Source organism: Nocardia sp. SYP-A9097 (assembly GCF_009649815.1).
Taxonomy (GTDB): Bacteria; Actinomycetota; Actinomycetes; order Mycobacteriales; family Mycobacteriaceae; genus Nocardia.
The window spans coordinates 117,602-128,638 of record NZ_WJIC01000021.1 but is presented as its reverse complement, the minus strand read 5'-3'; the positions used below and the strand labels follow the sequence as shown (position 1 = coordinate 128,638).

Annotated in this window: 12 protein-coding genes and 1 pseudogene; 5 read left to right on the top strand and 8 right to left on the bottom strand. The window is 66.1% G+C overall.

The window, feature by feature from the left end; all coding sequences use genetic code 11:
• The 3 genes and pseudogenes from GFY24_RS41295 to GFY24_RS30775 all read left to right on the top strand — a co-directional run.
• A pseudogene (locus GFY24_RS41295) lies at positions 1-215 on the top strand (IS630 family transposase); the annotation flags it as partial.
• An 88-nt stretch (positions 216-303) separates the two neighbouring features.
• Positions 304-696, top strand: a complete 393-nt coding sequence (locus tag GFY24_RS30780) for a VOC family protein (protein ID WP_153808612.1) — start codon at positions 304-306, stop codon at positions 694-696.
• The gene (locus GFY24_RS30775; RefSeq protein WP_309231536.1) at positions 693-1,562 is read left to right on the top strand and encodes a sigma-70 family RNA polymerase sigma factor; all 870 of its coding nucleotides are present in this window, start codon (positions 693-695) and stop codon (positions 1,560-1,562) included. Before GFY24_RS30780 ends, GFY24_RS30775 begins: the two co-directional genes overlap by 4 nt.
• Positions 1,563-1,600: 38 nt before the next feature.
• Here the strand turns inward: GFY24_RS30775 and GFY24_RS30770 are convergent, their stop codons facing one another.
• Together GFY24_RS30770 and GFY24_RS30765 are read right to left on the bottom strand one after the other, a co-directional pair.
• Positions 1,601-1,819 carry a hypothetical protein gene (locus tag GFY24_RS30770; RefSeq protein ID WP_153808611.1) on the bottom strand — a complete coding sequence of 73 codons (219 nt, stop codon included), beginning with the start codon at positions 1,817-1,819 and terminating at the stop codon, positions 1,601-1,603.
• A gap of 211 nt (positions 1,820-2,030) precedes the next feature.
• On the bottom strand, positions 2,031-2,201 hold the full coding sequence (locus GFY24_RS30765) for a hypothetical protein (RefSeq protein WP_153808610.1): 171 nt from the start codon (positions 2,199-2,201) through the stop codon (positions 2,031-2,033).
• A gap of 49 nt (positions 2,202-2,250) precedes the next feature.
• Here GFY24_RS30765 and GFY24_RS30760 point away from each other — a divergent pair, with 49 nt between their 5' ends.
• Positions 2,251-3,264, top strand: a complete 1,014-nt coding sequence (locus GFY24_RS30760; RefSeq protein WP_309231535.1) for a methyltransferase — start codon at positions 2,251-2,253, stop codon at positions 3,262-3,264.
• Here GFY24_RS30760 and murJ read toward each other — a convergent pair.
• The 6 genes from murJ to GFY24_RS30730 form a co-directional block, all read right to left on the bottom strand.
• Positions 3,247-4,869: a murein biosynthesis integral membrane protein MurJ gene (gene murJ / locus GFY24_RS30755; RefSeq protein ID WP_309231534.1), complete on the bottom strand. Its 1,623-nt coding sequence runs from the start codon at positions 4,867-4,869 to the stop codon at positions 3,247-3,249. The two genes, GFY24_RS30760 and murJ, sit on opposite strands and share 18 nt — an antisense overlap.
• A 48-nt stretch (positions 4,870-4,917) precedes the next feature.
• Positions 4,918-5,178: a hypothetical protein gene (locus GFY24_RS30750; protein WP_153808607.1), complete on the bottom strand. Its 261-nt coding sequence runs from the start codon at positions 5,176-5,178 to the stop codon at positions 4,918-4,920.
• Positions 5,179-5,358: 180 nt separating this feature from the next.
• Complete coding sequence (locus tag GFY24_RS42380; RefSeq protein WP_255458764.1) at positions 5,359-6,393, bottom strand: bifunctional 3'-5' exonuclease/DNA polymerase; 1,035 nt, start codon at positions 6,391-6,393, stop codon at positions 5,359-5,361.
• A gap of 805 nt (positions 6,394-7,198) precedes the next feature.
• A complete protein-coding gene (locus GFY24_RS30740; protein ID WP_309231533.1) occupies positions 7,199-8,650 on the bottom strand; it encodes an SPFH domain-containing protein in 1,452 nt (483 codons plus the stop codon).
• 9 nt (positions 8,651-8,659) lie between these two features.
• Positions 8,660-8,869 (bottom strand): hypothetical protein, encoded by a 210-nt coding sequence (locus GFY24_RS30735; protein ID WP_153808606.1) that lies wholly within the window; start codon positions 8,867-8,869, stop codon positions 8,660-8,662.
• Between the two features lie 128 nt (positions 8,870-8,997).
• Complete coding sequence (locus GFY24_RS30730) at positions 8,998-10,215, bottom strand: erythromycin esterase family protein (RefSeq protein WP_153808605.1); 1,218 nt, start codon at positions 10,213-10,215, stop codon at positions 8,998-9,000.
• 112 nt (positions 10,216-10,327) lie between these two features.
• On the opposite strand from GFY24_RS30730, the gene GFY24_RS30725 reads away from it, so the two are divergent.
• Complete coding sequence (locus GFY24_RS30725; RefSeq protein WP_153808604.1) at positions 10,328-11,023, top strand: TioE family transcriptional regulator; 696 nt, start codon at positions 10,328-10,330, stop codon at positions 11,021-11,023.
• Positions 11,024-11,037: the final 14 nt, after the last annotated feature.

Here is an 11,037-nt window from a genome sequence, read left to right as displayed (position 1 = left end):
CTTCCTGGATGAACCTGGTCGAGGTCTGGTTCGGCATCATCGAACGCCAAGCCATCCACCGCGGCACCTTCCGCAACGTCCGCGAGCTGACCACCAAGATCCGCGAGTTCATCAACGGCTGGAACCCCCGCGCGAAACCGTTCGTCTGGACCAAGACCGCCGAGCAGATCCTCACCAAGGCCGACCGTCCAAAGACTTCAAATCCGACCCACTAGGGACTGTTACCTTCTGCCCTCGGCCTTCGTCATAGGGGTGATGACCGGATTCGAGCGGTTGTCGCTGCGATGAGTGAAGGAGAGCGGGATGCTGAGCAACATCATGTATGTGACGGTTTATGTGACCGATCAGGAGCGGGCGCTGGGGTTTTATACGGAGGGGTTGGGGTTGGAGAAGCGGATCGACTTTTCGGGGCCGGATGGGCGGTTTCTTACCCTCGGGGTTGCCGATAGTCCGGTGGAGATCATTCTGTGGTCGCATGCGGCGGCTGCGGGGCAGCCTGCCGAGGTGGGTGAGCTTGCCGCGCCGGGGCCGCTGATTCTCGAATCGGATGATCTGCGAAAGGATTTCGAGGTGTTGCGGGAGCGGGGCGTCGATTTCGGGGGTGCCGAGCCCGAGGAGTATCCGTTCGGGGTGCGGGTCGAGGCGGTGGATCCCGATGGGAATCGGATTTCGCTGCGGCAGCAGCGGAAGCCGTGATCGAGGATTCTTCCGGCCTCGGCGAGGCGTTCGAAGCCCAGCGCGATCGATTGCGCGGTGTCGCGTATCGCGTGCTGGGGTCGCACGCCGATGCCGAGGATGTGGTGCAGGAGGCGTGGCTGCGGCTGACGCGGCAGGACACGGCGGGCATCGGGAATGTGGCGGGGTGGTTGACGACCGTGGTCGGTCGAATCAGCCTGGACCTCTTACGTTCTCGCCGGAACCATCCCGAAACCGCCTACGGCCAGGGGTTTTCGGATTTCGTGGTGATGCCGGACGACGAGCCGGAGCCGGATGAGCAAGTGGCGCTGGCGGATTCGATCGGGTTCGCCATGCTCGTGGTGCTCGATTCGCTGTCTCCGAGTGAGCGGCTGGCGTTCGTGCTGCACGACATGTTCGCGGTGCCGTTCCACGAAATCGGCCATATCCTGGGCAAATCGGCCGATGCCGCAAAGATGATCGCCAGTCGTGCCCGTCGTAAGGTCCAGTCCACGGACCGGGCGGCGGGTTCCGGGCGGGAGCATCGGGAGGTGGTGCGGGCTTTTCGGGCTGCCGCGCTGGGCGGGGATTTCGAAGCGCTGCTTCGCGTTTTGGATCCGAACGTGAAGTTGACCGTCGATACCGCGGACGGTGTTGTGGTCACTCTCGGTGCCACCGAGGTAGCCGCCGGTGCTCGCATGTTCTCCGGTGCGGTTGCCGGCCACCGAGCCGTTTTACTCAATGGCGTTCCGGGCCATATGTCCTGGCGGGCGGATGGAACACCCTTGTCCGTCATTGCCTTCACGGTCGACGAAGGCCGGATCACGGCAATTCGCATTGTCGTCGATCCGGCCAAGCTCGCTTCGATCAGGCTATCTCCGGCCTGATCTCGCACGGCCGGAGATAGGTTGGGGCGGTGGACTTCTCAGAGCGGGAGGACTCGGCCGCCCACACCCCAGCCCGCGCTGGACCAACCGGGGCCGATGCAGGCCACGGTGCCCGCCTGTCCTATGGGGAAGTCCTGGCGGATGGTGTACGGGCCGATGGCCAGTGGGTTGGTGTTGTATCCGACGCAGTCGATTTCCAGGCGGTACATGCCTTCGCCATCTTTACACAGGCCGTTGTAGGCGAATCCCGCGTTCATAGAACCTTGGCAGGAAGGGGCCGCGGAGGCGGTTCCGGTCGCTATGCCTGACAAAGCGATTGCGGCAACCGGGGTGGCCAGGGACAGTGCCACCGTTCGAACCGAGGGTCGCATATAGAGCTCCGATCGTTGCAGGTCGATGCTTTTCATGGGATGTATCCACGATCTTGCCGCCGCACGTTACAAATACGAGGCCACCGGCGTGGGTGAGTCAGGCGCTGTGTTCTTTCGGCGCTGCCGCTCCCGGGCCGGGGAGCAGGTCGACGTCGTTGGCGTGCATGGGCTGACGCAGTGGGCGCAGCCGATCATTATTCGCGGCCGGGTCGTCGAATGGCTCGACGGCGACGCCGGCTGGGAAATCGTCGACCGGATATCTCGACACGGCGAATTCGGATCGCGGACAACGCTTTCCGGCCGATAGGCTCATGACAGTGAGCACGCCGGAGAACACGCCTTCGATTCTGGCCCTGGCCGATCTGGCCACCCCGATGAGTATTCGGGTGGCCGCGACACTCGGCCTCGTGGAGGAGGCCGGCAGCACCGGGGCAACCGTCGATCAACTCGCCACCCGCACAACGACTTCCGCTATGGCGCTGGAGCGGCTGCTCGATCACCTGGTCACCATCGGAGTCTTCCGTCTCGATGCGGAGACCGGGCGCTATCGGCCCACACGCCTCGGCGATCAGCTGCGCGCGGACTCCCCCGAGGGAGTCAAGATCCTGCTCGATATCAATAGTGCGGGTGGCCGCGCCGAATTGGCCTTCATCGAGTTGCTCGACACGATTACCACCGGCTTACCCGCCTACCCGCGGCGATACGGTCGCGATTTCTGGACCGACCTCGATACCGAGCCCGTGCTGCGGACCTCGTTCGACGCCCAGATGCAGTGGCGCTTCCAGGTTTTCGCGACCCGGATTGCCGAGCAGTTCGACTGGGGTCGCTTCACCGACATCCTCGATGTGGGTGGTGGCGACGGGAACTTGCTCGCGGCGATTCTGACGGCCCACCCCGGAGTACGAGGGCGAGTCCTGGATGTCGCGCCGACCATCGCCGCGGCCCGCGAAAGGTTTTCCGCTGCCCGTCTCGCGGACCGGGCCAGCGGCATTGCGGGCAGCTTCTTCGATCCGCTCCCCACGGGAGCCGATGCGTACATCTTGAGCGACATCCTGCACGACTGGGATGACGAGCACGCGCGGCTCATTCTCTCCGAGTGCGGGCGCGCCGCCGGTTCGAATGGTGTTGTCGTGGTTATCGAACCGATCCGGGGCCGGGGCGCCGGCACCGGGATCAACCTGTTCATGCTGATGTGCTTCGGCGGCCGGGAACGGAGCGTCGGCGAGCTGACCGAACTGGGCGCGGACTGCGGTCTCACACTGCATGCCTCGACCCAGGTGGCCGATGGGCGAACCGCGCTGGAGTTCCGCCGGTCAGAGGCGGCTCAATAGCACTCGGGCGGAGCGGATTTCGTCGATACCCAGTAGGCGCGCGGCCAGCAGGAAGACCGCTGTGCCGACTGCCGCTCCGGAGGTCAGGGTGGTGAGGTGCTCCAGCGTGGGGGTGCCTATTGCGGTTCGGGCGAGTTCGATGGCGGCGAGACCGGCGGCTCCGGCCAGGGCGGTGGCCCACATGACGCGGTGGACGGTGCGGGCTACAGCGGTGAAGCCGAGCAGGCCGTAGCGCTTGCGGAGCAGGAGGTGGCCGGTGAGTGCGCCTGCCACGTAGGCGAATGAGCATGCGACGCTGAGCATTACGATGACGGCTTGGTTGGGCAGGAGGGTGGTGGTCAGGATCAGGATGGTTATCTTCGTCGCCACCATGACGATATTGATGACGGTCGGGGTGCGAGTGTCGTTGTAGGCGTAGAAGACTCGCATTTGCAGCATGACCAGGGCGAAGGGGGCGAGTCCGAAGGCGGAGCAGGCTACTGCCGTTCCGATCAGACGGGCCGCGTCGGTGTCGACTCGGCCGGTGAATACCAGGGCGGCGAATCCGGGGCCCAGCAGGCTCATTGCCATGGTTACGGGTATCAGGGCGACCGAGAGGTAGCGGGCGCCACGGGAGAGGTCGGCGATGACCGCGGCGTGGTCGCCGAACGCGGCGGCGCGGGAGATGCGCGGCATCAATACCGTCAGCGCCGAGGCGGCGAGAATGCCGTAGGGGACCTGGAACAGCAACTCGGCGTACGTGTAAATGGACATGCCGCCGTGATCGAAGGCGACGCGCATGGTGATCGCGACACCGATTTGGCTGATCGCGGCGTAGACGAGCAGCCAGCCCAGAATCGGCAGTCCGGAGCGGACCGGACGCCAGGTGTACGGCAGTGGCCGCACCCGCCAACTCCACGCGAAACCATTGCGCCGCAAGGCCGCGACCACCCACACGGTCTGTCCCACAATGCCCGCGGTGGTGCCGATACCGATGGTGAGGACCTGCGCGGTGGTCATCGAACCGGGCGTCAAGGTAACCGGACCCGGTAGCAGTACGAACACCCCGCACGTCGCCAGAACGATCACATTGTTGACCACCGGCGCCCAGGCCGCCGACGCGAAGCTGTCACGCACATTCAGCACCGCGCTCACGACCACACCCACCCCGTAGAAAAAGATCTGCGGCAGAAGTAAATACGCCAACCAGGTAGCAAGCTGCCGCTGCCCGGAGTCGCCGACGAACACCCGCACAATCAGCGGAGCACAGGCCACGGTCACCGCGGTAACCACCGCCAACGCCAGCACCGCCGCCACCATCACCCGCTGCGTGAACTGCCGAGACCGCCTGCGCCCCTGCCGCCGAGCCCGCGTCAAAACCGGAATTACCGCCCTGGCCAACACACCCCCGAGCAACAACTCGTACAGCATGTTCGGCAAATTATTGACCCCGTTATACGCATCCCCCACCGCCGCCGTCCCGAGCACCGCGGCCACCACAATCGTCCGCGCGAACCCGGTAACCCGACTCACCATCCCCGCCAGGGCAACCCGCCCACCGGCCTGAACGAGCCCGGCCCCACCAACACCTCTCAACCGAACAGGTTGACCGCCCCCACGCGGCACCCCCTGAACCGGCAACGGCTGCGTCGCGAAACTCCCATACTCATTCACTCAGCACCCCGCCGCTCCCTTACGAATCCGAATCCCCGGCACCACCCGATCATCCGGTGCGGGATCCGGTGCGGCCTCTTCGGCCTGCACCTCGACCGCGATCTGTGCCCGCAGCGCCCCGGGATCCCACATCTCCTGAAACGGCCCCATCGGCGAGCCACCCAACCCCCGCCGCCGCGCCCGCCACACCACCAACGCGAAGATCCCAGCGAACAAGGCAATTGGCGATATCGCCACCGCGAATCCCACCACGCTCTCCATCACAGAATGCTACGTGCGGGCAGGAGGAAGCCGGTGTGTTCCGGGCGCTGGCCGACTCGACGCGTCGGCAGATCTTGGAGGATCTGCGGACTGTACTGCGCCTTACTCGTGCGTGAGGCTCCGGTGACCTGGCATCCACGTCCCCCGCTGCGATTGGACGGGGGTCAGGGGGACAGTCGACTATTTGGCATCGGCGTAGCACTCGACTATTGCCGTGGTGAAGGGGAAGCGGACGGGGGTGGGGCCGAAGGCTATTCGGCCTGCGGATTCAGCGGCGGTGGTGATGGCTTGGGCTACGGTTTCGGCTTCAGCTGCGGGGCAGTGGACTATTACTTCGTCGTGTTGGAAGAAGACGAGTTCGGCTTGTAGGCCCGCTTGGTTGAGGGCGTGGCGGAGGCCGGCCAGGACCAGGAGGGTCCAGTCGGCGGCGCTGCCTTGGACTACGAAGTTTCGGGTGAAGCGGCCGCGGGCTCGGGCGGCGGGGGTGGTTCCGAAGGCGGGTGGGTTGTCCTGGTCCAGGTGTTCGGAGGTGGTGGCGGGGGAACTGGTGCGACCGAACCAGGTTCGGACCAGGCGGCCTTGTTCGCCCGCGGTGGCGGCGTCGTCGACGTAGGCGACCGCTGCCGGATAGCGGCGGCGGAGTTCGGCCATATGGGTGAGGGCGTCGCCGGAGGTTTGGCCGTAGATGGCGCCCAGGAGTGCGATTTTGGCTTGGGCGCGATCGCCGCCGAAGGCTCGGGCGGCAAGGTCGGCGTACATGTCGTCGCCGCGACCGGCGACCTCCATCAGGCCCGGATCGCGGGAGATGGCGGCCAGCACGCGGGGCTCCATCTGGTCGGCGTCGGCGACCACCAGCCGCCAGCCGGGGTCGGCGCGGATCGCCTGCCGGATCACCTTCGGAATCTGTAGCGCGCCACCGCCATTGGTGGTCCAGCGGCCGGTTACCGTGCCGCCGGGGACGTATTCGGGGCGGAAGCGGCCGTCGTGCACCCACTGTTCGAGCCAGGACCAGCCGTGCGCGGTGTACAGGCGGTAGAGCGATTTGTAGGCCAGCAGCGGGGCGACCGCGGGGTGATCGACCTCCTGGAGTTCCCATTTCCTGGTGGAGGACAACGAGATTCCCGCACGCCCGAATGCTCGCAGGATGTCCTGGGGCAGGTCCGGCCGGACTCGCGTCCCGAAGGCCCGGGATACCTCCTCGGCCAGCTCGACCATGCGGCGTGGCTCCAGGCCCCGGCCGAAATACGTTCGCCCAGCATGTCATCGAGTAATTCCCGATACACGTCCGCGCGCCAGGGGATCCCGGCCCGGTACATCTCGGCGGCCACCAGCATGCCCGCCGATTCGGCGGCGAGCAGCAGCCGCATGCCCTCCGGATATTCGGTGCGCGCGGTACGGGCGACCTGTCCCGCGTAAACCTCCAGTAGCGCGTTGAATTCGTCCGTTCCCGGCGGTAGCGGCACCGGCCCCGACTCGAACAGCGACGGCTGGGTCTCGATCGCCCGCGCGGGCGCGTCCGGCGGCACCGGCAGCCGGTGTAATCGCGCCCATGCCGCCGCGAGCGAACGTGGTTGCCCCGATTGGCCTTGCTCATGTCCGATCAGGAGCGCCTCGGCCGCCTCCAGGTCATAGCAGCGTTCGACCCGCACCCCGGCCGCCAGCAAGCGCCGATAGATCTCCGAGGTCGATCGCCACACCCACCGCTCGACCTCCGGCCGCGACCGCACCGCCTCGGCGAGCGACGACTCGTGCAGTACCGGCCCCGCGGGCCGACCGTCCTGATCAAGTGGGCACAGCAGCGCCCCGCTCTCCCCCGTCTCCGCCACCGCCCATCGCATACCCCTGAGTCTTGCAGCGGCCACAGACAATTCCGCTGACCCAGCCACCGTGGCGGTCGAACATGCCCCCGAGGAACCACGCTGGACACGCGATCACCAGGAACTGATGGCATCGTCTATTCACCTCAGCCGATTCCGCCATCGGTTCCTGGTGATCATCCGATCAGTTGCCCATCGCCGGATCAGGCGGAGGGTTTCACCTCACCGTTCACCGCGGCAGGCTCGACTTTGAGAGCGGGCAGCAGGGATTCGCGCGCCATCGCGGTGAGGGTGCCCGCCTGCTGGATGATCTCGGCCAGCGCGGAGGTCACGCCCTGTGCTCCGTTGAGCACGGTGAACTGTCCTATGTGTTCGAACGGTTTCGCCGCGGCGGCGACGATTTCGGGCAGGTTCTGTGCGACCTGCTGGGCGATCACCGCCTCCTGATTCTTGCTCATCGCCTCGGCGCGCTGCTGGATGCCGGCGGCCTCGGCCGCCATTCGGGCGCGCACTGTCTCGGCCTCGGCCAGACCACGCGCCTGAATGGCGTCGGCCTCGGCTTGACCGGTGAGCCGGGTCGCCTCGGCCTGCGCGGCAGCACGTACCTTGATCGACTCCGCCTCGGCCTGAGCCTGCATTTTCGTCTGTGCCGCAGCGGCTTCCGCACGCAGCCGGGTTTCCTGGGCGTCGGCCTGGGCCTGACTGATCTGGACATCGCGGGCCGCGGTGGCGAGGGTGGTCTGCCGGTAGGCTTCGGCGTCGGCGGGCTTGCGGATCGAGGCCTGGAGCTCCTGTTCCCGCTGCTGGGCCTCCAATTGCGCGACCTTGGTGGCGACTTCGACCACCGCCTGGCGAGCGGTCGCCTCCGCGAGCGGACCCTGCTGCTGGGATTCCTGAGTCGCCCGGTCCACCTCGGCCTGATATCCGGCCTTCTTGATCTGGGTATCGCGTACGGCCAGCGCCACCTGAGCCTGGGCGGATTGTTCCTGCTCGATGGCCGCGCGTTCGGCATTGGCACGCGCGATCCGGGCATGCTGCTCGACCTCCGCATGTCGCGGAATCGCAAGGTTGGCAATGTAATTCGACTCGCTGGCGATGGATTGGATCTGGAACGAGTCGATCACCAGCCCGAAGGATTCCATCTCGTGCGAGCAGCGGTCGCGGACCTGTTCGGAGAACTTGTCCTGATCGCTGATCATGTCCTCGACGGTCATGGATCCGGCGATGGCGCGCAGGTGGCCGATGAAGACGTTCTGCACCTTGGTTTCGAGCTCATCGGCGGGGCGATCCAGGAAGCGGCGGGCGGCATTGGCGATGGAACCGTAGTCGTCACCGACCTTGTACATCACCACCCCAGTTAGCGCGAGGTTGATCTTCTGCCGGCTAACGCACGGCACCACGATCTGGGATTCGTGCGCCTCCAACGAGATTCGGCGCACCTTGGTCAGGCCGGGCATGATCAGGCAGCCGCGTCCGGTGACAATGCGGAACCCCATGCTCTCCCCCGACCCGCCCGGTCCGGTTCCGGCTCGGAAGCCCGAAATAATCAGCGCCTCATCGGGTTCGGCGATCCGCCAGGCGGCACGGAACACCCCGACCAGCAGTACCAAGACGATGAGCGCAATCCCGACCGAGACAAGGACCAGGACGTCCACGATGCACCTTCACTTCACGGGAACGACTTCGACAGTGCGGCCACCCAGACTGTCGACCACGAGCACCTGGGCATGCTTGGGAATCGTCGACTCGCCGTCGGCGGCGCGCGCCAGGAACCGTTCGGTCCCGAATCGCACCTCGATCAGCACCTCGCCGAGGTGGCCGGGCGTAATGGCAGCCGTCACCCGCGCGTATTTGCCGATCACATCGGCTGCCATCAACCCCACCCCCCGGAACCGCAAGCGTTCGACCTTCACACGCTAGTCCCGCCCGCGATCCGTGGACGATTTTCTTTACGAAAAACTTGCGGGTCCAACGCCATTGATCGAATTCGGTGCGGGGCGGGTTACCAATATCGGTGCCGGTGTCCGTCGGTATCGGCGATGAAGATGACGGCGTCGGCTCCGTCCAGGTCTGCCGGGTCGAGTGGAATGTGCCCGGGCACAATCGGTGTGCCCGCGCCGATCGATGGGTCGAGGGCGGCGCGCAGGGCTGGTGCCGGGAAGAGCGCGCGGCGGAGAGTCGCGGCTGCCAAGACATGCTGGAGGGTCCGCGGCTCGCCGGCGGGGTTGGCGTCGGACGCAAGGAAAACGTAGTGCTCGCCGAGGGCAAGGCCCACCAGCGCACCCGCGTTCGCCCACTTCGTCTCCGCACCGACTATCGGTGAAAGAGACTGTGCTCGTTGCAGATGCGCATTATGCGCGAAGACGAGGGTCGGCCCGCGACGCTGTTCCTGGGCGACGATGGCGAGCAGATTCTCGGCCATCATCTCGGCACGAACGCTGAGCAGGGTCGCGATCCGATCGGGCGCGGGGTCGGCCATGGCCGCGTGATAGCGCAGCAGGCCGAGGGCGGTGCGTGCGTGCGCGGCGACGTGGTCGTAACCGGTCGGGTCGGCGTGACGCAGGGCTGGGGCGGCGCGGCGCAAGGCGCCGGCGAGGTCATCGGCGACGATGCGCAGGGCGCGAGCACGCTCGGAGTCACCGATGGAAGCGGCCGCGTCGTACATGGCGGCCGGGTTCGTCCAGTCCGCGTCCGCACCGAGCAGGGCGTCGAGGACACGAATCGAGCCGGGCCGCAACGCTTCCGGCAGATAATCGATGACCGTGGTGAGTGCGTGGCGCGGGCTCGGCGCACCGGCGTACTCGATCGGCGCTTCGAAGCCGTGGAATCGAACCTGCTCCCGCGGTGCGCGACCGGCATTGTGCGCGCGCAGCCATTCGACGAGTTCACGATTGCCCGGCACGGCACCGAAACCGTGACTGAATCCATCCGCGAGCGCGGATTCGATGTCCGCTGCCACCCCGCAGACGTAATCATCGACCAGCGCCGCCGCGAAGTAATCGGTCTCGAGGGCGATCGACCGGTAGCCCCGTTCGACGAGATGACGCAGTAATTCGTTGCGCAGCAAGGGAAATGCTTCGATCCCGTGTGTCGGCTCCCCCAGCGCCAGCAGCGTCGGCGGTTCGGTCCGTGCGGCGAGCAGTTCATCGACGACCCGGCCCAGGCTTTCCCGATCCCCGACTTCGCGGCCGATTTCGCGCACTGATGTGGCAGTAGACATGGATATCCCTTCCTAATGGCACTGCCTTCGACGATATCGTTGAAGAATATTGTGAAACTTCGGCGAAGGTGACCTGTTGCCGAGCACCGAAACCCTCAAACGGAGGTAGGATCTGCGACCCATAGACCTTGCCCGCGAACACGGATTGTCCCCCCAGGCGATTCGCAATTACGACGATGCGGGCATCCTCCCGCCGACTGAACGCACCGAATCCGGTTACCGGCGCTACACACCCCTGCACGCACAGGCCCTGCGCGCCTTCCTCGCCCTGCGCCGCGGCCACGGACACCAGCAGGCAATGGAGATCATGCGCGCAACCAACCTCGGCGAAGTCGATTCCGCCTATCGACTCATCGACGCCACCCACATCGCACTACGCACCGAACGCGATACCCGCACCCAGGTCGCCGCCGCCCTGAGCACTCTGTCCACCACCCCACCGCCACCGATCCGAGGCCGGCCACTGACCGTAGGCGAACTCGCCCACCGAATCGGCGTGCACCCGGCGACCTTGCGTACCTGGGAAACCGAAGGCATCCTGCACCCCGACCGCAACCGCGCAACGGGCTACCGCGAGTACGGCCCGACCTGCGTCCGTGACGCCGAAATCGCCCGCCAACTACGCCGAGGCGGCTACCCCCTGCCTCAGGTCGCGCAGTTCCTGAACGCACTTCGCGAGGCAGGCGGCGCCGAAGCACTCACCGACTTCCTCAACTCCTGGCAGCACCGACTGACAACGCGCAGCCGCGACCTACTCACCGGCGCAGCACAATTCGACGCCTACCTGACAATGCTCGATCAACCCTAGCCGTCGAACATCGT

Excerpts from the sequence above, each read along its gene's own strand:
- GFY24_RS30780 (WP_153808612.1), top strand. The coding sequence starts at position 304 with ATGCTGAGCAACATCATGTATGTGACGGTTTATGTGACCGATCAGGAG.
- GFY24_RS42380 (WP_255458764.1), bottom strand. The coding sequence starts at position 6,393 with ATGGTCGAGCTGGCCGAGGAGGTATCCCGGGCCTTCGGGACGCGAGTC.
- GFY24_RS30735 (WP_153808606.1), bottom strand. The coding sequence starts at position 8,869 with ATGGCAGCCGATGTGATCGGCAAATACGCGCGGGTGACGGCTGCCATT.
- GFY24_RS30730 (WP_153808605.1), bottom strand. The coding sequence starts at position 10,215 with ATGTCTACTGCCACATCAGTGCGCGAAATCGGCCGCGAAGTCGGGGAT.
- GFY24_RS30770 (WP_153808611.1), bottom strand. The coding sequence starts at position 1,819 with ATGAACGCGGGATTCGCCTACAACGGCCTGTGTAAAGATGGCGAAGGC.
- GFY24_RS30750 (WP_153808607.1), bottom strand. The coding sequence starts at position 5,178 with ATGGAGAGCGTGGTGGGATTCGCGGTGGCGATATCGCCAATTGCCTTG.